Annotated in this window: 19 protein-coding genes; 14 read left to right on the forward strand and 5 right to left on the reverse strand. The window is 62.8% G+C overall.

The window, feature by feature from the left end; all coding sequences use genetic code 11:
• The first annotated feature begins 9 nt into the window (after positions 1–9).
• Complete coding sequence (locus L085_RS01640) at positions 10–1617, forward strand: GMC family oxidoreductase N-terminal domain-containing protein (RefSeq protein WP_044029831.1); 1608 nt, start codon at positions 10–12, stop codon at positions 1615–1617.
• Positions 1618–1632: 15 nt separating this feature from the next.
• Here L085_RS01640 and miaE read toward each other — a convergent pair whose 3' ends face one another.
• Together miaE and rraB are read right to left on the reverse strand one after the other, a co-directional pair.
• Positions 1633–2394, reverse strand: a complete 762-nt coding sequence (gene miaE / locus L085_RS01645) for a tRNA isopentenyl-2-thiomethyl-A-37 hydroxylase MiaE (RefSeq protein ID WP_044029832.1) — start codon at positions 2392–2394, stop codon at positions 1633–1635.
• 178 nt (positions 2395–2572) lie between these two features.
• Positions 2573–2998, reverse strand: coding sequence for a ribonuclease E inhibitor RraB (rraB, locus tag L085_RS01650; RefSeq protein WP_004933365.1), 426 nt, complete (start codon positions 2996–2998; stop codon positions 2573–2575).
• A gap of 162 nt (positions 2999–3160) precedes the next feature.
• Here rraB and argF point away from each other — a divergent pair, with 162 nt between their 5' ends.
• The 9 genes from argF (at position 3161) to L085_RS01695 (ending at position 12344) form a co-directional block, all read left to right on the forward strand.
• Positions 3161–4180: an ornithine carbamoyltransferase gene (gene argF, locus L085_RS01655; RefSeq protein WP_044029833.1), complete on the forward strand. Its 1020-nt coding sequence runs from the start codon at positions 3161–3163 to the stop codon at positions 4178–4180.
• 196 nt (positions 4181–4376) lie between these two features.
• Positions 4377–5945 (forward strand): ABC transporter substrate-binding protein, encoded by a 1569-nt coding sequence (locus tag L085_RS01660; protein WP_044029834.1) that lies wholly within the window; start codon positions 4377–4379, stop codon positions 5943–5945.
• Between the two features lie 289 nt (positions 5946–6234).
• Complete coding sequence (pyrB, locus tag L085_RS01665) at positions 6235–7170, forward strand: aspartate carbamoyltransferase (RefSeq protein WP_019453297.1); 936 nt, start codon at positions 6235–6237, stop codon at positions 7168–7170.
• A gap of 12 nt (positions 7171–7182) precedes the next feature.
• A complete protein-coding gene (gene pyrI / locus L085_RS01670) occupies positions 7183–7647 on the forward strand; it encodes an aspartate carbamoyltransferase regulatory subunit (RefSeq protein WP_004933377.1) in 465 nt (154 codons plus the stop codon).
• Between the two features lie 98 nt (positions 7648–7745).
• Positions 7746–8132, forward strand: coding sequence for a 2-iminobutanoate/2-iminopropanoate deaminase (gene ridA / locus L085_RS01675; RefSeq protein ID WP_015376455.1), 387 nt, complete (start codon positions 7746–7748; stop codon positions 8130–8132).
• Positions 8133–8392: 260 nt separating this feature from the next.
• Positions 8393–9829, forward strand: coding sequence for a circularly permuted type 2 ATP-grasp protein (locus tag L085_RS01680; protein ID WP_044029835.1), 1437 nt, complete (start codon positions 8393–8395; stop codon positions 9827–9829).
• Positions 9823–10749 (forward strand): alpha-E domain-containing protein, encoded by a 927-nt coding sequence (locus L085_RS01685; protein ID WP_004933382.1) that lies wholly within the window; start codon positions 9823–9825, stop codon positions 10747–10749. Before L085_RS01680 ends, L085_RS01685 begins: the two co-directional genes overlap by 7 nt.
• Entirely contained in the window at positions 10746–11540 is a 795-nt protein-coding gene (locus tag L085_RS01690; RefSeq protein ID WP_004933384.1) for a transglutaminase family protein, read from the forward strand. Before L085_RS01685 ends, L085_RS01690 begins: the two co-directional genes overlap by 4 nt.
• Before the next feature lie 75 nt (positions 11541–11615).
• Positions 11616–12344, forward strand: coding sequence for a proteasome-type protease (locus L085_RS01695; protein ID WP_015376453.1), 729 nt, complete (start codon positions 11616–11618; stop codon positions 12342–12344).
• 29 nt (positions 12345–12373) lie between these two features.
• Here L085_RS01695 and L085_RS01700 read toward each other — a convergent pair whose 3' ends face one another.
• Positions 12374–14764: a family 20 glycosylhydrolase gene (locus L085_RS01700; protein ID WP_044029836.1), complete on the reverse strand. Its 2391-nt coding sequence runs from the start codon at positions 14762–14764 to the stop codon at positions 12374–12376.
• Positions 14765–15030: 266 nt separating this feature from the next.
• Positions 15031–17739: a magnesium-translocating P-type ATPase gene (mgtA, locus tag L085_RS01705; protein ID WP_044029837.1), complete on the reverse strand. Its 2709-nt coding sequence runs from the start codon at positions 17737–17739 to the stop codon at positions 15031–15033.
• A gap of 424 nt (positions 17740–18163) precedes the next feature.
• On the opposite strand from mgtA, the gene treR reads away from it, so the two are divergent.
• The 3 genes from treR to treC all read left to right on the forward strand — a co-directional run bounded on the left by treR (position 18164) and on the right by treC (position 22396).
• A complete protein-coding gene (gene treR, locus L085_RS01710) occupies positions 18164–19111 on the forward strand; it encodes a trehalose operon repressor TreR (RefSeq protein ID WP_015376450.1) in 948 nt (315 codons plus the stop codon).
• Between the two features lie 137 nt (positions 19112–19248).
• Positions 19249–20664: a PTS trehalose transporter subunit IIBC gene (gene treB, locus L085_RS01715; RefSeq protein WP_019453304.1), complete on the forward strand. Its 1416-nt coding sequence runs from the start codon at positions 19249–19251 to the stop codon at positions 20662–20664.
• 67 nt (positions 20665–20731) lie between these two features.
• Positions 20732–22396, forward strand: a complete 1665-nt coding sequence (treC, locus tag L085_RS01720; protein ID WP_044029838.1) for an alpha,alpha-phosphotrehalase — start codon at positions 20732–20734, stop codon at positions 22394–22396.
• Between the two features lie 28 nt (positions 22397–22424).
• Here the strand turns inward: treC and L085_RS01725 are convergent, their stop codons facing one another.
• Positions 22425–22949, reverse strand: a complete 525-nt coding sequence (locus L085_RS01725) for an NAD(P)H-dependent oxidoreductase (protein WP_044029839.1) — start codon at positions 22947–22949, stop codon at positions 22425–22427.
• A 105-nt stretch (positions 22950–23054) separates the two neighbouring features.
• Between L085_RS01725 and L085_RS01730 the strand changes: the two genes are divergently transcribed.
• Positions 23055–23969 carry a LysR family transcriptional regulator gene (locus L085_RS01730; protein ID WP_044029840.1) on the forward strand — a complete coding sequence of 305 codons (915 nt, stop codon included), beginning with the start codon at positions 23055–23057 and terminating at the stop codon, positions 23967–23969.
• Positions 23970–24129 lie beyond the last annotated feature (160 nt).

A 24129-nucleotide genomic window follows, 5' to 3' on the forward strand; every position in this document is an offset into this window, starting at 1 on the left:
AGAGCTGTCATGTCGGAAAATACCTTTGATTACATCATCGTCGGCGCCGGTTCCGCCGGCTGCGTGCTGGCGGCGCAGCTGATCCGCCGCACCCAGGCGCGGGTGCTGCTGCTGGAAGCCGGCGGCGACGACAATAACCTGTTCATCAAGATGCCGGCCGGGGTGGCCAAGATCATCGCCAAAAAGAGCTGGCCTTATGAGACGGAGCCGGAACCGCACGCCAATAACCGCCGCATGCAGATCGCGCAGGGCAAGGTGCTGGGCGGCAGCAGTTCGGTGAACGGCATGATCTACCTGCGCGGCCAGCCGCAAGACTACGACGACTGGGCCGAACGCTACGGCTGCACCGGCTGGAGCTACCGGGAGGTGCTGCCCTATTTCAAACGCGCCGAGGCCAATGAAAGCCTGTCCGACGACTACCACGGCGCCGACGGGCTGCTGCCGGTCAGCGAGAATCGCTACCGCCATCCGCTGAGCATGGCGTTTATCCGCGCTGGCCAGGAGTTGAACCTGCCCTATCGCAACGACTTCAACGGCGACAGCCAGCACGGCGTCGGCTTCTACCAAACCACCACCCACAACGGCGAGCGCGCCAGCACCGCCCGCACCTACCTGAAGGCGGTGCGCGACGAACGGCGGCTGGTGGTGAAACTGAACGCCCTGGTGCATCGGCTGACCTTCGAGGGCAACGTCGCCACCGGCGTGGTTTACAGCCAGAACGGCGGCGCGGAAATGACCGCCCGCGCCACCAAAGAGGTGATCGTCAGCGCCGGCGCGGTCGGATCGCCGAAGCTGCTGATGCTGTCCGGCATCGGCCCGCGCGACCACCTGCAGCAGCTGGGCATCGAGGTGCGGGCAGATCTGCCGGTGGGCAAAAACTTCCACGACCACCTGCACATGTCGATCAACGTCAGCACCCGCGAGCCGATCAGCCTGTTCGGCGCCGATCGCGGCCTGCAGGCGCTGAGCCACGGCGCGCAGTGGCTGGCGTTTCGCAGCGGGGTACTCTCGTCCAACGTGCTGGAAGGCGCCGCCTTCACCGACAGCCAGGGCGACGGCCGGCCGGACGTGCAGATCCACTTCCTGCCGCTGCTGGACAGCTGGGACGACGTGCCCGGCGAGCCGCTGCCGAACATTCACGGCTTCACGCTCAAGGTCGGTTACCTGCAGCCGAAGGCGCGCGGCGAAGTGCTGCTGCGCAGCAGCAACCCGCGCGATCCGGTCAAGCTGCACGCCAACTACCTCGGCCACCCGGACGATCTGGCCGGCAGCGTGCGCGCGGTGAAGTTCGGCCTGGATTTCCTGCAAACCGCGGCGCTGAAGCCGCTGATCAAAGATCTGCTGATGCCGCAGCCGGAGTGGGCACGCGACGACGCGCAGCTGGAGGAGTTCGTGCGCAACTTCTGCAAGACGGTGTATCACCCGGTGGGCAGTTGCCGCATGGGGCCGTCGCCGCAGGACGCGGTGACCGATCCGCAGCTGCGGGTGCACGGTTTTGAACGGCTGCGGGTGATCGACGGCTCGGTGATGCCGCAGCTCACCAGCGGCAACACCAATGCGCCGACCATCATGCTGGCGGAAAAGGCGGTGGATCTGTTGCTGGGCGCACCGCAGTAAGGGCGCGCCTCAACCTCAGGCGGCGGGCACGCCGCTGTGGAAGCGCAGTTCGCTGTCCGGCGACAGAATCAGCTCAGCTTCGAGGCGGCCGAAATGCGCCACCCGTTCGCTGATGTCGCCGCCGGCGATCTGCTCGGCCAATGTCAGGTAGTCCTGATAATGGCGCGCTTCGGATCGCAGCAGCGAGACGTAAAAGCGGTTCAGCTCATCGTCCAGGTGCGGCGCCAGCTTGGCGAAGCGTTCGCAGGATCGCGCTTCGATGTAGGCGCCACAGATCAGTTTGTCGATCAACGTCGCCGGATCGTGGGTACGGATCTCGCGGATCATGCCCTTGGCGTAGCGGCTGGCGGTGATCTTGCGATACGGGATCCCGCGCGCCTGCATGATCTCCAGCACCTGCGAGAAGTGATGCAGCTCTTCCTTGATCAACAGCACCATGCGATCCGCCAGATCCTGGCCGTAGGCCGAGCCGTTTTTCGGCAGGATCTTGCGGGTGAACTGGCCCTGGCGGAACAGCGTGTCCGGCGCACCCTGCGCCTCGTGCAGAAACGCCTCGTAGGGCCGCAGTAGCGCCAACAGCGCGTCGCCGCTCTCTTTGTCCGCCACGTAACGGCGGATCAGCCACATGCCGGTCTGCGCGGCTTTCAGCTCGCACACCAGGTGGTCGGTCAGCAATAGCTGCAGGTTTTCCGGACGGCGCGCGGCGTCGATCCAGGCGTCGGGGGTTTCACAGTGCAGGAAGCTTAAAATCGGGGCTAACAGGGATTGGTATGTCATCGGCTTCATTGCCCTATGTATTTCAAGTTGCAGCTAGGCGGCCAGCTCACTCATCCCCAGGAGCTTACTCAGGTAAGTGACTGGGGTGAGAGAGTGCAGCCAACAACGCTGCAGCTTGAAAGACGACGGGGATATCAGGGGCCGACGAGAGCCGGCCCATGTGAATAAGCGGGGTTAATTAGTGGCGTTTGCCGTCGTCGTCTTCGTCGATGTAGTCGCCGTCTTCGTCATCCTCACCGTCTTCACCGTTCGGATCTTCGAAGTAGGTGCCCCAGCCGTCGTAGTTGACGCCGCAGCGTTCCGCCAGCGCCACCAGCTGCTCGACCTGGGCGTCGATCAGTTCGGCGTTCAGGCCGACTTCGCTGATCACGTCGCAGCACATCACCAGCGAACCGTCTTCCACTTCCAGCTCTTCGGCGTCGGTCACTTCGTAGCCCAGCTTGAAGGCTTCAACGGCGGCCTGCTCCAGAACCTCAAATTTCTCGGCGGACAGATGGTGCTCGATGGTGTAGAGCGCGTCCGGATCGCTGCCGTCTTCCAGCAGCTCTTCGATGATCAGGCGGGTCTCTTCACGTTGTTCTTCCAGCAATTCGCGGTTTGCCATGCCTATATCCTCAAGTCAAATGGCCTTCATTCCTTCTATTTTCACACACCGCCGACATTGCTTCCACGATAAACGTGAAAGATTTCCTCGCCGGGGTTGAAATTGAATATTCATACATATAAAGTGAATTTTAATTCAATTACACAATCAGGGAATCGGACTATGAGCACCGGCAATGCGTTCTACCAACGTCACTTTCTGAGGTTAATGGATTTCACCCCCGCCGAACTGCAGGCGCTGCTGCAGCTTTCGGCCGATCTGAAACAGGCCAAGAAGCAGGGGCGGGAACAGCGCCGGCTGCAGGGCAAAAACATTGCGCTCATCTTCGAAAAAGACTCGACCCGCACGCGATGCTCTTTCGAAGTTGCCGCATTCGATCAGGGCGCGCAGGTGACCTATCTCGGCCCAAGCGGCAGCCAGATCGGCCATAAAGAGTCGATGAAAGACACCGCCCGGGTGCTGGGCCGCCTGTACGACGGTATTCAGTATCGCGGCTACGGCCAGGCGCTGGTGGAAACCCTGGCACAACACGCCGGCGTGCCGGTGTGGAACGGCCTGACCGACGAGTTCCACCCAACTCAGTTGCTGGCGGATCTGCTCACCGTGCAAGAGCATCTGCCGGGCAAGGCGCTGAGCGAGGTGAAACTGGCGTACGTCGGCGACGCACGCAACAACATGGGCAACACGCTGCTGGAAGCCGCCGCGCTGGCGGGCATGGATCTGCGGCTGGTGGCGCCGAAGGCCTGCTGGCCGCAGCCGGAGCTGGTGGCCGAGTGCCAGGCGCTGGCGCAGCAAACCGGCGCGAAGCTCACCCTGACCGAAGACATCGCCGAAGGGGTGCAAGACGCCGACTTCCTCTACACCGACGTGTGGGTGTCGATGGGCGAACCGAAAGAGACCTGGCAGGAGCGTATTGCGCTGCTGCGGCCGTATCAGGTCAACATGGCGATGCTGAAACTGACCGGCAACCCAAACGTGAAGTTCCTGCACTGCCTGCCGGCGTTCCACGACGACCAAACCACGCTCGGCAAGCAGATGGCGCAACAGTACGATCTGCACGGCGGCATGGAAGTGACCGACGAGGTGTTCGAGTCGGCGCACAGCGTGGTGTTCGATCAGGCGGAAAACCGGCTGCATACCATCAAGGCGGTGCTGGTCGCCACGCTGAGCGAAACCCTCTGACAATCCTCCTCCACCGCCCTGGCGCCCCCGGCCAGGGCGGCTAATATATTCCAGGAATATCAAATAGCGCATTGACCTTTGCCCACCACCGGTAAAGGTTTTACCGTGACAGGCCGACGGCGCCCGCGCCGTAAAAACCAACGATAACAAACCGTTCTCAGCGCCGCATTGCGGCGCCTTCAGGGGATATACACCGATGAAAGCCAAACTCTTGCCGCTGTTCCTGCTCGCCGCCCTGCCCGCCGCCGCGTTAGCCGCCACGCCGCCGAATACGCTGGTGGTGGTGCAATCGCTGGATGACATCGTCAGCCTCGATCCGGCGGAAGCCAACGAACTCTCCAGCATCCAGACGGTGCCCAGCCTGTATCAGCGGCTGGTGCAGGCGGATCGCGACGATCCGGCCAAGGTGGCGCCGGTGCTGGCGGAAAGCTGGCAGAGCGATGCGGCGGCCAAAACGCTGACGGTGAAACTGCGGCCGCAGGCGGCGTTCGCCTCCGGCAACCCGCTGACCGCCGACGACGTGATCTTCTCCTACAGCCGCGCGGTCAAGATGAACAAATCGCCGGCGTTCATCCTCAACGTGCTCGGTTGGCAGCCGGACAACATCGACGCGCAGCTCAAGAAGATCGACGAACATACCGTGCAGCTGCGCTGGACGGCGGACGTCAGCCCGGCGGTGGCGCTGAATATCCTCTCGACGCCGATCGCCTCGATCGTCGACAGCAAGGCGGCGCTGGCCAACGTCAAAGACGGCGACTTCGGCAACGCCTGGCTGAAGATGCACTCCGCCGGCAGCGGCCCGTTCAAGATGCGCGTCTATCAGCCGCATCAGGCGATCGTGCTGGACGCCAACCCCACCTCGCCGGGCGACAAGCCGCAGCTGAAAAACATCATCATTAAAAACGTGCCGGATCCGGCCACCCGCCGCCTGCTGCTCCAGCAGGGCGACGCCGATATCGCCCGCGAACTGGGCGCCGACCAGACCGACACGCTGAAGAACCAGCCGGGGGTTAAGGTGCTGGAGATCCCGTCCGCCGAGCAAAACTACCTGGTATTCAACACCGGCAACGGCGCCAATCCGCTGCTGAGCAACCCGGCCTTCTGGGAGGCGGCGCGCTATCTGGTGGATTATCAGGGCATCACGAAGGATCTGCTGAAGGGCCAATACTTCGTGCACCAGAGCTTCCTGCCGGTCGGGCTGCCTGGCGCGCTGGAGACCAACCCGTTCAGCTACGATCCGGCCAGGGCGAAAGCCATCCTGACCAAGGCGGGCATCACCCACGCCGCCTTTACGCTGGACGTGGAGAACAAACCGCCGTTCATCACCATCGCGCAGGCGCTGCAGAGCAGCTTCGCCGCCGCCGGCGTGAAGATCGAGCTGCTGCCGGCCGCGGGCAGCCAGGTTTACTCCCGCGTGCGCGCCAGGCAGCATCAGGCGGCGATCCGCCTGTGGATCCCGGATTACTTCGACGCCCACTCCAACGCCAGCGCCTTCGCCTACAACGACGGCAAGAGCAGCACGGTGGCCGGGCTGAACGGCTGGCAGATCCCGCAGTTGAACCAGCAGACGCTGGCGGCGCTGGCCGAAGCCGATCCGGCCAAGCGCCGCGCGCTGTACACCGCCATGCAGCAGGAGTTGCAGCGCAGTTCGCCGTACGTGTTTATCGATCAGGCCAAAACCGAAGTGGTGCTGCGCGACAACGTCAAAGGCTATCAACAAGGGCTGAACGCCGACATGGTCTACTACGATCGCGTCAGCAAATAGCCGGCGGGCGGCCATCGCCGGCCAATCGATTGCGGGGCGGCAAAAAACGGCGTTTTAACGCTTGCAGTGGCGAAAAGCGCGAGTATAATGCGCCACAATTTGCCAGGAGAAAGCATGAAAAACGACGTTTGTTTTGTTAGCCGCAATCGACAAAACCGACTGCCTATCGGCGGCCAGCTGCCGTTGTTTCTCCTGTTGCTAAACCGATCGTTTCAAGCCCCTCATTGAGGGGCTTTTTTTTGCCTTAAAAAGTCCCGCGCCACGGGCACGCGTCGAGGAGGAGTGAAAAATGGCCAACCCGCTGTATCACAAACACATCATCTCTATTAACGATCTCAGCCGCGAGGATCTGGAGCTGGTGCTGCGCACCGCCGCCGGTCTGAAAGCCAACCCGCAGCCGGAGCTGTTGAAACACAAGGTGATCGCCAGCTGCTTCTTTGAAGCCTCGACCCGTACCCGCCTGTCGTTCGAAACTTCGATGCACCGCCTCGGCGCCTCGGTGGTCGGTTTCGCCGACGGCAGCAACACCTCGCTTGGCAAGAAAGGCGAAACCCTGGCCGACACCATCTCGGTGATCAGCACCTACGTGGACGCCATCGTGATGCGCCACCCGCAGGAAGGCGCGGCGCGCATGGCCTCGGAGTTCTCCGGCAACGTGCCGGTGCTCAACGCCGGCGACGGCGCCAACCAGCACCCGACCCAGACCCTGCTGGATCTGTTCACCATCCAGGAAACCCAGGGCCGCCTGAGCAACCTCAGCATCGCCATGGTCGGCGACCTGAAGTACGGCCGCACCGTGCACTCGCTCACTCAGGCGCTGGCCAAGTTCGAAGGCAACCGCTTCTACTTCATCGCCCCGGACGCGCTGGCGATGCCGGCCTACATCCTGAAAATGCTGGACGAGAAAGGCATCGAGTACAGCCTGCACGGCAGCATTGAAGAAGTGGTGCCGGAGCTGGATATTCTCTATATGACCCGGGTGCAGAAAGAGCGCCTCGATCCGTCCGAGTACGCCAACGTGAAGGCGCAGTTCGTGCTGCGCGCCGCGGATCTGGCCGGCGCGCGCGCCAACCTCAAGGTGCTGCACCCGCTGCCGCGCATCGACGAGATCGCCACCGACGTGGATAAAACGCCGCACGCTTACTACTTCCAGCAGGCGGGCAACGGCATCTTCGCCCGCCAGGCGCTGCTGGCGCTGGTGCTCAACGCAGATTTGGCTCTTTAAGGGGGAACCGCCATGACTCACGACAACAAACTGCAGGTCGAAGCGATCAAATGCGGCACGGTGATCGACCACATTCCGGCGCAGATCGGTTTCAAACTGCTGACGCTGTTCAAGCTGACCGCCACCGACCAGCGCATCACCATCGGCCTGAACCTGCCTTCCAACGAGCTGGGCCGCAAGGATCTGATCAAGATCGAGAACACCTTCCTGACCGAGCAGCAGGCCAACCAGCTGGCGATGTACGCGCCGAAGGCCACGGTGAACCGCATCGACAACTATGAAGTGGTGCGCAAACTGACCCTTAGCCTGCCGGACCACATCGACGGCGTGCTGACCTGCCCGAATGGCAACTGCATCAGCCGCAGCGAGCCAGTGGCGTCGAGCTTCAGCGTCAAATCGCGCGGCGGCGAAGTGCACCTGAAGTGCCGCTACTGCGAAAAAGAGTTCGAGCACCAGGTGGTGCTGCAGGCCGACTAAGCCCGGTATGGGTGCCGGGAGATGGCGCTGTTATTCTCCCGGTGACGCCCTATAATGGGATTTCTGGATAGAACAATCCTCGTTTATCAGGAGAAAACATGTCACGTAACATCAGCACTGAACTCGCCCCGGCAGCCATTGGTCCTTACGTGCAGGGCGTTGATCTGGGCAGCATGATCATCACTTCCGGCCAGATCCCGGTCGATCCGAAAACCGGCGCCGTCGCCGACGACGTCGCCGCTCAGGCGCGCCAGTCGCTGGAAAACGTCAAGGCGATCGTCGAAGCCGCCGGCCTGAGCGTTGCCGACATCGTGAAAACCACCGTGTTCGTGAAAGACCTGAACGACTTCGCCACCGTCAACGCCGCGTACGAAGCCTTCTTCACCGAACACAGCGCGCCGTTCCCGGCCCGCTCCTGCGTGGAAGTGGCGCGTCTGCCGAAAGACGTGAAGATCGAAATCGAAGCCATCGCCGTGCGTCGTTAATCGACGCGCACGCGAATGACGGCCAGCTTCGGCTGGCCGTTTTTATTTCTGCTCTGCCCCGACAGCCTGCCGTCCCTGCGCCTTCAGCGCTCACCGCCACCGCCATTTCGCCCTATATTAAGGCGTCGTCACGCCGCACCTGCACCGCAAACGGGCGTTTTTCGCCGCGGCAGCCCCGTTCTGCGCCATTTTCGCCCGTTATCGCCTTGGCACGTTTTATGCTCGATTGATTGACAGCCTGCAATGTCGACGAGGTGACGATGCTGAATATCAATCTTTCCGCTTCACCGTTTTTTGATGAGATGCTTCTGGCTGAGGGAAAACACCGTGGCCACTACGACGCCTACTGGCAATGGCTGCAGCAGGCCGATCACCAGGCCGTGCAACGCAAGCGGGAAGAGGCTGCGCTGCTGTTTCACCGGGTGGGCATCACCTTCAACGTCTACGGCGACGATGACGGCGCCGAGCGGTTGATCCCGTTCGACAGCGTGCCGCGCATTATTCCGGCCGCCGAATGGGCGATGCTCGATCGCGGCATTCGCCAGCGCGTACTGGCGCTCAATGCCTTCCTGCATGACATTTACCACCAGCAGCATATTCTGAAGGCCGGCCTCATTCCGGCGGAGCAGGTACTGGCCAACGATCAGTATCAACCCTGTATGCAAGGCGTTGATCTGCATCGCGATATCTATGCGCATATCGTCGGCGTGGACATGGTCCGCAACAGCGATGGCCAATACTATGTGCTGGAAGATAACTTGCGCACCCCGTCCGGCGTCTCTTACATGCTGGAAAACCGCAAAATGATGATGCGTCTCTATCCGGAACTGTTCGCCCGGCAACGCATCGCACCGGTGGAGCGCTACCCGTCGCACCTGCTGCAAACGCTGCGCGAAAGCTCGCCCATCAACGATCCCACCGTGGTAGTGCTGACGCCAGGCCGCTTCAACAGCGCCTATTTTGAGCACAGTTTCCTGGCGCAGCAGATGGGGGTGGAGCTGGTCGAAAGCGCCGATCTGTTCGTCAAGGACGGCGCGGTGTTCATGCGCACCACCGCCGGGCCGTGCAAAGTGGACGTGATCTATCGTCGGGTGGACGACGCCTTCCTCGATCCGCTGGCGTTTCGGCCGGACTCGATGCTCGGCGTACCGGGGCTGCTGTCGGTGTATCGCGCCGGCAATGTGGTGCTGGCCAACGCCATCGGCACCGGCGTGGCCGACGACAAATCGATCTACCCCTACGTGCCGGATATGGTGCGCTTCTACCTGCAAGAGGAACCGATCCTCAACAACGTGCCAACCTGGCAGTGCCGACATAAAAACGAACTGTCGTATGTGCTGGCCAACCTCGAACAGATGGTCGTGAAAGAGGTGCACGGCGCCGGCGGCTACGGCATGTTGATCGGCCCCACGGCGAGCAAGGACGAGCTCGCCCGCTTCCGCGCTCTGCTGCTGTCTCGCCCGCAGAATTACATTGCGCAAAACACGCTGGCGCTGTCCACCTGCCCGACCTTCGTCAACGACGGTCTGGCGCCGCGGCATATCGATCTGCGGCCATTCGCCCTCAGCGGCGCGGAGATCCGCCTGGTGCCCGGCGGCCTGACCCGGGTGGCGTTGGCGGAAGGTTCGCTGGTGGTGAACTCGTCGCAGGGCGGCGGCACCAAGGACACCTGGGTATTGGAGGACGACCTATGCTGAGCCGCACCGCCAGTGAACTCTATTGGATGGCCCGCTATCTGGAGCGGGCGGAAAGCATCGCCCGGGTGCTGGACGTCACCAACAAGCTGTCGATGATGCCGATCCGCGACGGCGGCGATCAGGATCTGCAGGTGCCGCTCAATCTGACCGGCACCGGCCAGCTGTATGCCGCCGCCTACCCGGAATTGACGATGCCGAATCTGGTCAGTTTCTTCGCGCTCGACAACCGCAACCACAGCAGCATCTTCAGCTGCCTGCAAATGGGCTGGAACAACGCCCACGCGGTGCGCGGCAGCCTGTCGTCCGAAGTCTGGGAGTGCATCAACGCCACCTGGATAGAGATGAAACTGATCCGCCGCCAGGGCATCGGCTCGGTGGGTGCCGATGCCTTCTTCGACTGGGTGAAGGAGCGCGCCCATCTGTTTCGCGGCGCCATGTTCGGCACGCTGCTGCGCAGCGACGCCATGCGCTTTATCCGTCTCGGCACCCTGCTGGAGCGGGCCGACGGCACCGCCCGTCTGCTGGAGGTGAAGAACACGCTGATGGACATCGACGGCGACCCGGTGCGCGAATATTACCGCATGGACACGCTGCTGCGGGCGGTGAGCGCGCGCGAAGCCTACCACAGCATCTACAAGCAGCCGTTGAGCCGCGAGACCATCGCCGAACTGATGATTCTGCGCAATGAAATCCCGCGTTCACTGCTGGCCTGCGTCGGCGACATGGTGCAGCAATTGGAACTGATCGGCGGCGGCGCCAACCAACCGCGACGTCTGGCGCACACCCTGCATGCCGAGCTGCGCTTCAGCAGCATGAAGGACCTGAACAAGATCGGCCTGGGCGAGTGGTTGAGCGCCTTTCTCGGCCAGGTGAACGGCATCGCCGAAAGCATCCATCACACTTATCTGGAGGCGCAATGAAACTGAATATTGAGCACAACACCCATTATCGCTACGCCCAGCCGGTGCAGCGCAGCACCCAATATCTGCGGCTGACGCCGCAGGATTCGCCGCATCAGCGCATCCTCTCCTGGCAACTGTCGTTGCCGGATGACGCGGTGCGCACCACCGACGCCTTCGGCAACGTATTGCACGTGCTGACGCTCGATGAACCGCATCAGGCCATCACCATTCGGGTGCTCGGGGAAGTGGAAATTGAAGACGGCGTCGAAGATCGGGCGCTCGGGCATCTGTCGCCGCTGGTATTTCTGCGCCATAGCCCGCTGACCCAGCCCGATGACGCCATTCAGGCCTTCGCCCTGCGTTATCACCAACCGCAGGCGGTGCTGAGCGGCCTGGAACATCTGATGGGCGAGCTGCTGCTGAAGATGCCTTACAGCCCAGGCTCCACGCGCGTGACCGACAGCGCCGCCGAGGCGTTCGCCGCCGGCAGCGGCGTGTGTCAGGATCATACGCATGTCTTCCTGAGCTGCTGCCGCAGCCTGAACATCCCGGCGCGCTACGTCAGCGGCTACCTGTACAGCGAAGACTCGACCCATGTCGCCACCCATGCCTGGGCGGAAGTGTGGGTGGAGGAACGCTGGCACAGCTTCGACGTGACCAACAATACGCGCATGCCAAATCAGCACCTTAAGCTGGCGGTTGGCATCGATTATCTGGACGCCTGCCCGGTGCGCGGCATGCGGTTGGGCGGCGGCTGCGAAGACATGAGCGCCATCGCCGCCGTACAAATGATGCCAACCGGCCAGTAGCCGCTTGCCGATGGCAAATGTTTCGGGCACGCTGCGCGTTGGCGGCGTGCCGGTCTTGTTTTGAGGGATTGTAGTATGACCTACTGTGTGGCCATGCGTTTGTCGTCCGGGCTGGTCTTTGCGTCCGATTCGCGCACCAACGCCGGGGTGGATCATATTTCCACCTTCCGCAAACTGCACGTGTTCCAACAGGACGGCGATCGCACGCTGGTGCTGCAAAGCGCCGGCAACCTGGCGACCACTCAGAGCATCATCAGTTTGCTGTTGCACCGCAGCAAGGACGCCGAACGCCCCAACCTGCTCAACGCTCCCAGCCTCTACGACGCCGCCACGCTGGTGGGGGAAACGGTGCGCGAGGTGATCCAGCGCGACAGTGAGGCGCAGCAAAGCGGCAGCACCACCGACTTCAGCTGCAACCTGCTGCTCGGCGGCCAAATTAGCGGGGAAGAGATGCGGCTGTTCCATATCTACCCGCAAGGCAATTTTATCGAAGCCACCCGCGACACGCCCTATTTTCAGATAGGCGAAAGCAAATACGGCAAACCGATCATCGACCGGGTACTGCACTACGACACGCCGCTGGAACAAGCGATGCAATGCGCGCTGATTTCACTGGATTCAACCTTACGCAGCAACCTGTCCGTCGGGCTGCCGCTCGACGTGATGATCTACCCGCGCGACAGCTTCAGTCATGCCCGGCAATACCGCATTACCGAAGATCATCCGTACTTCAGCGCCATCCGCAAGGGCTGGGGCGAAGGGCTGGTCAGCATTTTTACCCAGTTGCCGCCGCTGCAGCTGTAGGGATCCGGGCTCACACGAGCCCGTCCGCTTCATTGCGGCTGGAGCCCCCGCAGCAATGCCTCCAGCGGGTACACCGCCGCAATCACCACTTCGTCGCGCGTCTGCGCCGCCGCATCCAGCCGGCGCTGCGCTTGTTCGGCCTCTGCTCGGCTCAGCGGTTTGTCCTGCTGATGGCGCTCCAGCAGCGTTAAGCCCAATGCGGCCAGGGCATCGACGTCCTGCGCCACCGGCGCCAGCTCCCGCAGCGCACGGTTGCCCGCGATCGCCGTCTGCAGCGCCGCACCGTTCGCCTGCCAGCGCTGCAACCGTTCGCGCAGCGCCTGCGCCGCCGCCTTATCGCGCTTATCCTTCAGCAAAGCCGCGACCTGCACATGCATCTCGCGCACCGCGCCACTTTCCGGCGGCAGCGCATCGGCAAAGCGGTTCAGCGGTTCGAACTGGTGATAGTTGCCGGCCTGGAACTTCAGGTGCTGGCGGGTGTAATACTGCGCCGGTTCCACCGCCTCGGCCAGGATCTGCAGCGGCGCGATCTGCACGCTGTTGCTCAGGCGGGTGAATTCGCGCGCCGTTTCCACGTGCTGCTGCAGGCCGACCGACACCACCGACCAGGCGTCGATCGCCGCCAGCCGCCGGTACATGTTGCTTTCATCGGTGACGTCCTGCGCCGACCACAGCCGCTCCGCCACCGCGAAGGCGCGCGGCCACAGCTTGAGATCGAGCAGCGGCGCGCGCACGTTTTCCGCCCACAGCGCCGCTTCGCCGCCGAGAATGTTGGCCTGCCCCTTCTCGTCCGGCACCACCGGCATCTTGCCCGCCGGCGCCGCCGCCAGCTTGTCGCCGCTGGTGGGGTAACGCACGTTGCCGACCAGCGTATAGCCGCTGAGCTTGTCCTGTTGCAGCGTAAACACCGGCCGTGTGTCGCCCATCCAGGTATCGACGCGGAACGTCACCTGCTGCGGCGTGCGCCAGACGATGTCGTGCACCGCGCGGCGCGACTTGCCGTTGAAATCGATAAAGCCGCGCCAACCCTGCTTGCCCTCGATCAGCGTGAAGCTGCCTTCCACCGCGCTGCCCTTCAGGCGCGGCATGCTGAAACGCCAGCTTTGCGCCTGCTCGCCGGGCTGCACCGCCGTCTCGACCCCCAGCGGCTGCGGCAGAATTTCATTGCGGTAGTGATAGGCGGTGCTTTGTGGCTGATCGAGATAGAAACCGGTGGAGAGAATGCCCTGATAGCCATCCTGCGCGCTGGCGCCCAGCGAGTCTTGACCCTGCCAGGACTGGATGACGATCGAGCGCGGCAGCGACGGGTGATAGATCTCGTCCCAGCCGACCATCTGCCGCTGGTGATTCTCGAGGATCTTTTCCAGCTTCTGGTTGAAGTAGGCCTGCAGCGCATGGGTATCCGCCAGCCCGTTCTGCTGCATAAACGCCTGTATCGACGGCGACGCCCGCCACTGGCTGGCGTCCACTTCGTCACCGCCGATGTGCAGGTAGGGATCGGGGAAGATCTGTGCCAATTCACCGACGATCGTGTCGACAAACTGATAAACCTCGTCGCGGGTCGGGTCTAGCGTCGGCTTATGCACGCCCCACTCGCGCTCCATGCGATACGGCCCCGGCGCGCTCATCAGCTCGGGATAGGCCACCGCGATGCTGGAGGCGTGCCCCGGCATGTCTATCTCCGGCACCACGCGAATGCCGCGCGCCGTGGCGTAAGCCACCACCTGCCGCATTTGCTCACGGGTGTAAAACAGGCCGTCGCTGGCCTGCTGCTGCAATTTGGGGTAATGCTCGGAGGCGAAGCGCCAGCCCTGATCGTCGGTCAGGTGCCAGTGGAATACGTTGAGCTTGGCCGCCGCCATGCCGTCAAGCTGGCGCAGAATGTCCGGCAGCGGCAGGAAATGGCGCGCCGAATCCAGCAGCACGCCGCGCCACGGAAAACGCGGCACGTCGCGAATATCCACCAATGGCAGGAAAGTGTTTTGCCCGTCGGTCTGCAGCAGTTGCAGCAGGGTCTCCATGCCGCGCAGCGCGCCGAAGCGGGTGTTGGCGGTCAGCGTGGCGCCCTGCGGCGTGACCGCCAGCCGGTAACTCTCATCGCTGCCCGGCAGCGGCTGCGCCGCCACCCGCTCCTTGATCACCACCTTGATCGCCGCGCCGTTTGCTTCTTCCCTCGGCGCCAGCGTCCAGCCGGTCTGCAGTTCGATGCGCTGGCGCCAGCGCGGCAGCGCGTCGCCCAAATCATCGCCCCGGAGGCTTAACGACAGCCGGTGATCCAAAATCAGTTTGCCCGCCGGTTGCGTTACTTCAACCTGCTGCGGCCAGGGCATCAGCGGCAAATCACCCGCCGGCTGCGCCAGCGCGCCGCAAGAAAACCATAACGATGAAGCCAGTAGCGTATAACGGAAAGGTCTGTGCATCGGAAATTCCTCAGAGGAAAAAACAAAATATCCCCAATGAATTTCAAACCACCGCTAGGTGGCAAGCGCCCGCATCCCCAGGCGCTTAGGTCTGCTAAGTAACTGGGGGGCGGGCGTACAGCCAACAACGCGGTGGCTTGAAAGGCGCAGGGGAAAACAGCCAACGCTGTAGATAAAGACTCAGCACAGAACAGATGTCCAACCGTTGCGGTGAAAAAGCGGACGGGATCACAGTTGCCCCCTCCCGGCCGGAGGGGGCGAACGGGTTATTGCCAGCCGTAGCGGCGCACGAACCAGCCTTTCACGCACTGGGTCAGCACCATGTAACCGGCGAGGATCAGCACCAGCCACGGGAAGTAGGCGAGCGGCAGCGCCTGCAGCTGCAGGAAGCCGGCCAGCGGCGAGAACACCAGGCCGATGCCGGTGGCGATCACCGCCAGCGTCATGATGCACAGCGGCCAGGACGGGCGGCTCTGGATAAACGGAATTTTGCGCGTGCGGATCATGTGCACGATCAGCGTTTGCGACAGCAGCCCTTCCACGAACCAGCCGGACTGGAACAGCGTCTGCATTTCCGGCGTGTTAGCCTTGAATACCCACCACATCAGGCTGAAGGTCAGCACGTCGAAGATCGAACTGATCGGCCCAAAGAACACCATAAACCGCCCCAGATCGGCGGAGTTCCAGCGCTGCGGCTGGGTGATCTGATCGTCGTCGACGTTATCGAACGGGATGGCGATCTGCGAGATGTCGTACATCAGGTTCTGAATCAACAGGTGCAGCGGCAACATCGGCAGGAACGGCAGGAAGGCGCTGGCGATCAGCACGCTGAACACGTTGCCGAAGTTGGAGCTGGCGGTCATCTTAATGTATTTCAGCATGTTGGCGAAGGTGCGGCGCCCTTCGATTACCCCCTGCTCCAGCACCATCAGGCTTTTTTCCAGCAGGATGATGTCCGCCGCTTCCTTGGCGATGTCCACCGCCGAATCGACGGAGATGCCGATATCGGCCGCGCGCAGCGCCGGCGCGTCATTGATGCCGTCGCCCATAAAGCCTACCACGTGCCCCTGGCGGCGCAGCAGTTTGACGATGCGCTCCTTGTGCAGCGGCGTCAGCTTGGCGAACACCGTGGTGCGCGCCGCCGCCTGCGCCAGCTGCTCGTCGTCCATCTGCTCGATCTCGCTGCCGCGCAGCAGATGATCGGCCTCGAGCCCGACGTCTCGGCACACTTTGGCCGCCACCAGCTCGTTGTCGCCGGTGAGGATCTTCACCGTGACGCCGTTCTGTTTCAGCGCAGCCAGCGCCGGTGCGGTGCTTTCCTTCGGCGGATCGAGGAAGGCGACGTAGCCTTCGAGGATCAGATCCGATTCATCCGCCACGCCGTATTCATGGGTTTGCGCCGGCAGGATCTTGTTGGCCACCGCCACCACCCGCAACCCCTGCTGGTTGAGATCGTCGGTGATGCGGCGAATGCGCGCCAGCAACGCCGCGCTGAGCGGGATCACCTCGTCTTCGTGGCGCACGTGGCTGCAAATCGCCAGCATCTCTTCCAGCGCACCCTTGCACACCAGCTCGTGATACTCGTTGTCTTTGGCCACCACCACCGACATGCGGCGGCGCACGAAATCGAACGGGATCTCATCCACCTTGCGGTAGTTTTGCAGCGCCTCCGGCTGCCGATTCTGCTCCGCGCAGCTCAGCACCGCCACGTCGAGCAGGTTTTTCAGCCCGGTCTGGTAGAAGCTGTTCAGCCAGGCGTAGCGCAATACCCGCTCGCTGCCGGCGCCGAACGCATCGGTGTGGCGCTCCAGCACGATCTTGTCCTGGGTCAGGGTGCCGGTCTTGTCGGTGCACAGAATGTCCATGGCGCCGAAGTTCTGGATGGCGTCCAGCCGTTTGACGATCACCTTCTGGCGCGACAGTTTCACCGCCCCTTTGGCCAGCGTCGAGGTGACGATCATCGGCAGCATTTCCGGCGTCAGCCCGACCGCCACCGACAGCGCGAACAGCGCCGCTTCCCACCAGTCGCCCTTGGTGTAGCCGTTGATCAGCAGCACGATCGGCGTCATCACCAGCATAAAGCGGATCAGCAGCCAGCTGACCTTGCTGATGCCGCTCTGGAAGGCGTTCGGCTGTTCATCCTGGCTGGTGACGCGCTGCGCCAGCTGGCCGAAATAGGTGCTGCCGCCGGTGCCGATCACCATCGCCAGCGCGGTGCCGCTGACCACATTGGTGCCCATGAAGCACAGGTTCCGGCAGTCGAGCGGATCGGCCGCCGGCAACTGCGGCGCTGCGGATTTTTCCACCGGCAGCGATTCGCCGGTCAGCGCCGCCTGGCTGATGAACAGATCCTTGGCCGACAGCACGCGCAGATCCGCCGGGATCATGTCGCCGGCCGCCAGCTTGATGATGTCGCCCGGCACCAGCTGCGCGATCGGCAGCTCCACATGCTCGCTCCTGCCGGTGAGCGCATCGCTGCGGATCACCGTGGCGGTGTTGCTCACCATCGCTTTCAGCGCGTCGGCCGCCCGGTTGGAGCGCGCCTCCTGGATGAAGTTCAGCAGCGTGGAGATCAGCACCATCAGCGCGATCACCAACGCGCCGGTGAGATCTTCGGTGGCGTAAGAGATCATGCCGAGCGCGGTCAGCAGCAGGTTGAACGGGTTGCGGTAGCAGTGCCAGAGGTGTTGCCACCAGGCCTCTTTCTGCTGATCGTCGATGACGTTCTCGCCGCAGCGCCGGCGCACCTGCTCCGCCTCATGGGCAGTGATGCCTTCCGGGTGGCTGTGAAAACGCTCAAACAGCTGCATTGTCTCTGCGGCGGCGCATTCCAGCCGCTGCTGCGCCAGGCCGGCCGGCATATCGCGCGCAGCGCCGCTGACGCCGTCCAGCAGGCTGTCGCGGCGCACCAAACGGCGCGGGAGGCCGCGGGCGAACAGGCCCAGCAGCTGACGGGGGAGTTTTTTCAGTTTCATGGTTCGCACCTCGTCGCCCGGTGCCTCACGGCAGCGGGTAAACGGGGATCGTCATCGGCCGGGCGAATGGCGGATGCGCCAAAAAGCCTCTGCCAACGCAGATCCTTATTCTTTTTTTCAGCAGCAGGAGCGAACGACGAAGCGCGCGCTACCGGTTACCGTGATGTACTTCACCGGTAAAACAGCAGCGCCAGGCGGAGAGGTTTTACCGGAGAACCGAGTGAGTGTCTAAAGCAGTCGGGTCGGGGTCCATATGGGGTATAACCTCCGGTAAAGGGAAAAACAGAGCGGCAGGAGCGGCCGTTCAGCGCAGTGCAACAATCCCGTTTTGCATCAAGATCCGCGTGGGAAAATGAGCTATGCTGACGGGCATTGTTTTACAGGCCATTATGTTACGCCTGTCCACCTCAACGAAAAGTAAACCATGCAAAACCGGCTGACCATCAAGGACATCGCGCGCCTGAGCGGCGTAGGCAAATCCACCGTCTCACGCGTGTTGAACAATGAAGGCAGCGTGAGCCCGCAGACCCGCGAACGGGTGGAAGCGGTGATCCGTCAGCAAGGGTTTACCCCCTCCAAGTCGGCGCGCGCCATGCGCGGCCAAAGCGACAAAGTGGTGGGCATCATCGTTTCCCGTCTCGATTCGCCGTCGGAGAACCAGGCGGTGCGCACCATGCTGCCGCTGCTGTACCAACAGGGCTTCGACCCGATCGTGATGGAGAGCCAGTTCGAAACCCGCCTGGTGCAGGAGCATCTGCACGTACTGCGCCAGCGCAACGTCGACGGCGTGATCCTGTTCGGCTTCACCGGCCTGACCGCAGCGATGCTCAAACCGTGGCAGGAAAAAATGGTGGTGATGGTGCGCGAATACGACGGCTTCTCGTCCGTCTGCTACGACGACGCCGGCGCGGTGAACCTGTTGATGGATCGTCTGTACCGGCAGGGGCATCGGCATATCGGCTATCTGGGGGTGCAGCTCAGCGACGCCACCACCGGCCAGCGCCGCTACCAGGCCTATCTCGACGCCTGTGAACGCCTCACGCTCACGCCGCGCGCCACGCTGGGCGAGCTGAGTTACCAGAGCGGTTTCCAGCACGCCGCCGAAGTGATCGATGCGCACACCAGCGCGCTGATCTGCGCCTCCGACAGCATCGCCCTCGGCGCGATCAAGTACCTGCAGCAGCAGCCGGCGCGCGCCATTCAGGTGTGCGCCATCGGCAACACCCCGCTGCTCAGCTTCTTGTTCCCCGACACTCTGTCGGTGGAGTTCGGCTACGGCAGCGCCGGCCTGCTGGCCGCGCAGCAGCTGCTGGCGCAGCTCAGCGGCGAACAAGGGATCCGCCGCCTGGTGGTGCCCAGCAAACTTTCCTGACTCCCTGATTAGAAGTTGACCATTTTTTGCCATTTTGTGATCCTCGCCCCAAACCGGGAACGTTCCCATTTCATTCAAAATGCCGAGTGGCTAAGCTTTGATCATTACTCAGTCAACACCTCTGCAGGTATCCCATAATGAGCAAAGTAAAACAGCAGGATATTGATCGCCTGATTGTTTTGGTCGGCGGCCGCGAGAACATCGCCACCGTCAGCCATTGCATCACCCGGCTGCGTTTCGTCCTCAATGACCCCAGCAAGGCCAGCCCAAAGGAAATCGAAGAGCTGCCGATGGTCAAAGGCTGCTTCACCAACGCCGGGCAGTTCCAGGTGGTGATCGGCACCGACGTCGGCGACTACTATCAGGCGCTGATCGCCAGCACCGGCGTCAACGAGGCCGACAAGGAGCAGGCCAAGGTAGCCGCCCGCCAGAACATGACCTGGACCGAGCGCACCATCTCCCACTTCGCCGAGATCTTCTTCCCGCTGCTGCCGGCGCTGATCAGCGGCGGTCTGATCCTCGGCTTCCGCAACGTGATCGGCGACATCCCGATGTCCGGCGGCCAAACGCTGGCGCAGATGCACCCGGCGTGGAAAACCGTTTACGACTTCCTGTGGCTGCTCGGTGAAGCGATCTTCATGTTCCTGCCGGTGGCCATCTGTTGGTCGACGGTGAAAAAGATGGGCGGCACCCCGGTGCTCGGCATCGTGCTGGGCGTCACCCTGGTGTCACCGCAGCTGATGAACTCCTACCTGCTCGGCCAGCAAACGCCGGAAGTGTGGAACTTCGGCTGGTTCGTGATCCAGAAAGTGGGTTATCAGGCGCAGGTGATCCCGTCAATCCTGGCGGGGATGGCGCTGGGCTGGATCGAAACCCGGCTGAAAAAGATCGTCCCCGACTATCTCTATCTGGTGGTGGTGCCGGTGGTCTCGCTGCTGCTGGCGGTGTTCCTGGCCCACGCGCTGATCGGGCCGTTCGGCCGCATGATCGGCGACGGCGTCGCCTGGGCAGTGAAAGCGGTGATGACCGGCAGCTTCGCCCCGGTGGGCGCCGCGCTGTTCGGCTTCCTGTATGCGCCGCTGGTGATCACCGGCGTGCACCAGACCACGCTGGCTATCGACATGCAGATGATCCAGAGCATGGGCGGCACCCCGGTATGGCCGCTGATTGCGCTGTCCAACATCGCGCAGGCCTCGGCGGTGCTCGGCATCATCATCATCAGCCGAAAGGCCAACGAACGTGAAATCTCGGTGCCGGCGGCGATCTCCGCCTACCTCGGCGTAACCGAACCGGCGATGTACGGCATCAACCTCAAATACCGCTTCCCGATGCTGTGCGCGATGATCGGCTCCGCGATCGCGGGCCTTATCTGCGGCCTGGACGGCGTGATGGCCAACGGCATCGGCGTCGGCGGCCTGCCGGGCATTCTGTCTATCAAACCGCAGTTCTGGCTGATTTACTCGCTGGCGATTCTGGTGGCGATCGTCATCCCGCTGGTGCTGACCATCATGGTCTACAAACGCAAGGCCGCCCGCGGCGAGCTGCCGGTTTGATTCACGCAAGATGAATGTAGGAGCCTGCTCGCGCAGGCTCGTTGTCACGATTCAAAGGTATTGATCTATGAGCAACCCAACCCCCTGGTGGCAGAACGGCGTCATCTACCAAATTTATCCGAAGAGTTTTCAGGACAGCACCGGCAACGGCTACGGCGATTTGGCCGGCGTGACCCGGCGGCTGGACTATCTGCAGGAGCTGGGCGTCGACGCCATCTGGCTGACGCCGGTCTACGTATCGCCGCAGGTGGACAATGGCTATGACGTGGCGGACTACTGCGCCATCGATCCGGCTTACGGCACGATGGCGGACTTCGAGCAGTTGGTCGCCGCCGCCCACCAGCGCGGCATCCGCATCGTGATGGACATGGTGTTCAACCACACCTCGACCGAGCACCCGTGGTTCAAGGCCGCGCAGGATCGCCACAGCCCGTATCGCCAGTTCTACGTCTGGCGCGACGGCGAAGGCGATACGCCGCCGAACAACTGGCGTTCCAAGTTCGGCGGCAACGCCTGGCAGTGGCACGCCGACAGCGGCCAGTACTACCTGCACCTGTTCGCCGCCGAGCAGGCGGATCTCAACTGGGAACACCCGCCGGTGCGCGAAGAGCTGAAGAAAGTTTGTCAGTTCTGGGCGGACAAAGGCGTCGACGGCCTGCGCCTCGACGTGATCAACCTGGTGTCCAAACAGCAGGATTTCCCGTCCGACAGCCAGGGCGACGGCCGCCGCTTCTACACCGACGGCCCGCGCATCCACGAGTTCCTGCAGGAGATGAGCCGCGACGTGTTCCAGCCGCGCGGCCTGATGACGGTGGGCGAGATGTCCTCCACCACGCTCGAGCATTGCCAGCAATACGCTGCGCAGAGCGGCGAAGAGCTGTCGATGACCTTCAACTTCCACCATCTGAAGGTGGACTACGCCGGCGGCGAAAAATGGACGCGGGCGGCGCCGGATTACGTGGAGCTGAAGCAGATCTTCCGCCACTGGCAGCAAGGAATGCATAACCGCGCCTGGAACGCGCTGTTCTGGTGCAACCACGATCAGCCGCGCATCGTGTCACGCTTCGGCGATGAAGGCGCACTGCGGCTGCCAGCCGCCAAAATGCTGGCGATGGTGCTGCACGGCATGCAGGGCACGCCTTATATCTACCAGGGTGAAGAGATTGGCATGACCAACCCCGGCTTCCGCGCCATTGAACAGTATCGCGACGTGGAAAGCCTGAACATGTACGCTGAACTGCGCGCTCAGGGCCGCAGCGACGCCGAACTGCTGGCAATCCTGGCCGACAAATCGCGCGACAACGGCCGTACGCCGATGCAGTGGAGCGCCGCGCCGCACGCCGGTTTCACCACCGGCACGCCGTGGATCGGCTGCGCAGAGAACTACCCGCAGATCAACGCCGAAGCGGCGCTGGCCGACCTCGACTCGGTGTTTTACGCCTACCGCCAGCTGATCACCCTGCGCAAGCAGTACCCGCTGCTGACCCACGGCGACTATCAGGATCTGGCGCCGGAACACCCGGCGCTGTGGTGCTATCAGCGCAGCTGGAACGGCCAGCGCCTGCTGGTAGCGGCCAACCTGAGCCGCGAGCCGCAGGCCTGGGCGGCGGCGGGCGTGGAGCCTTCCGCCCAGTGGCGCCCGCTGATGAGCAACTACAGCGACTCGGCAGACCAGCCGCAGGCGCTGACGCTGCGGCCGTTCGAAGCGGTGTGGTGGCTGCTCGAAGACTGACCCCGCAGGGCGCGGCGAGCGCTGCGCCCTACCATTTCCCCAGCAGCGCTACCACCCCGGCGGCCTCTTGCGCCAGGCGTTCATCGCTCATGTCGAACACGCCCTGCACCAGATGCGGCGGCAGATAATCCATGCCGGTCAGGTTGGCCATGGCGTGGAACGGCAGCAGCAGATCCTGCACCGGATAACGGTTATATCCTTCCGCCGTATAGGCCTGCGCGTTGCCGCCGGTGCTCACCACCAGCTGCAGCGGTTTGCCGTGCAGTTGGGTGCCTTCGCTGCCGTAGGCGAAACCGTAGGTTAATACCGCATCCTGCCATTCGCTGAGGATCGCCGGCGAGCTGTACCAGTAAAACGGGAACAACATCACTACCGCATCATGGCTCTGCAGCAGTTCCTGCTCGCGCGCCACGTCGATGCGGTAATCCGGGTAAGCGCGGATCAGTTCGTGAACGGTAACGTTGGGCAACGAGCTCAGCGCCGCGATCAGCGCTTTGTTGATGCGCGACTCGTCGGGGGTGCGGTGGGCGGTTAACACTAAAATGCGCGACATACATGATTCCTCGGTCATAAGAAGATGAGGCATTTTTCCATTTCCGCCGCGGCGGGTGTAGGCTGTTAGAGGTCACTTCAATTTCAACTGAAAGTATCAACCACTATGTCGCTGCCCTTTGACGTACACCGCCTGTTGCCGGCCTTCCTCGCCGCCGCGCAGGCGCAAAATTTCTCCGCCGCCGCCCGCCAGCTGGGCGTGACGCCGGCGGCGGTCAGCAAAAACATCCGCGCGCTGGAAGAGAAGCTGGCGCTGCGGCTGTTTCAGCGCAACACCCACAACGTGCTGCTGACCGACGAGGGCAAAGCGCTGCTGGCGCAGGTAGCGCCGCTGTGGCAGGCATTGGCGGCGACGCTGGAGAGCGCCGGCGGCGAACGGCAGGCGCCGGCCGGGGTGGTGCGCGTCACGATGATCCCCGGCTTCGGCCGCCGGATGCTGATGCCGTTGATCCCGCAATTTCTGGCGCGCTATCCGCAGATCGATCTCGATCTGTCGCTGGATGCCCGGGTGGTAAATCTGGTGGGCGAAGGCTTCGACGTCGGCATCGGCAGCCGGGTCGATCCCGACAGCCGGCTGGTGGCCCGCCCGCTCTACCCGATGCACATGGTGCTGGCGGCGTCGCCGGACTATCTGGCACGGTGCGGTGAACCGCAAACGCCGCACGATCTGCTGCGCCACGACTGCCTGCTGCACCGCAACCCGGCCAACGGCCGCCACGTCAAATGGCAGCTGCGCCATCAGGGCGAAACGCTGGCGCTGGATCTGAACGGCCGGCTGGTGGCCAGCCGGCCGGAGATGTTGCTGGATGCGGCGCTGGCCGGGCTCGGTATCGTCAACCTGGCGCGCTGGTACGTTGAAAAGCACTTCGAGCAAGGCACACTGCGGCCGGTGCTGGCGCAATGCTGGCCGCGCCCGGTGCAGCTGTGGCTCTATTACGCTTCGGCGGATCTGCCGCCGCGGGTGCGCGTTTGGGTCGATTTTCTACTGGAACATTTTCGCGATCGGCCGACGGGCGATTGACGACTGTTCAGCTTGCGCACGCTCTTCCGTTTTCCTTGTTCTACATCAAAAGAATCGCGCCAATATCTATATATAGTGCATAAAGAATTACGAACACCTATATATAGTAGTTATCCACAAAATCATCCACACGCCGCCACAGCCCTTGCGCGCTGCGGCT

The organism is Serratia sp. FS14, from assembly GCF_000695995.1.
Taxonomy (GTDB): Bacteria; Pseudomonadota; Gammaproteobacteria; order Enterobacterales; family Enterobacteriaceae; genus Serratia; species Serratia nematodiphila.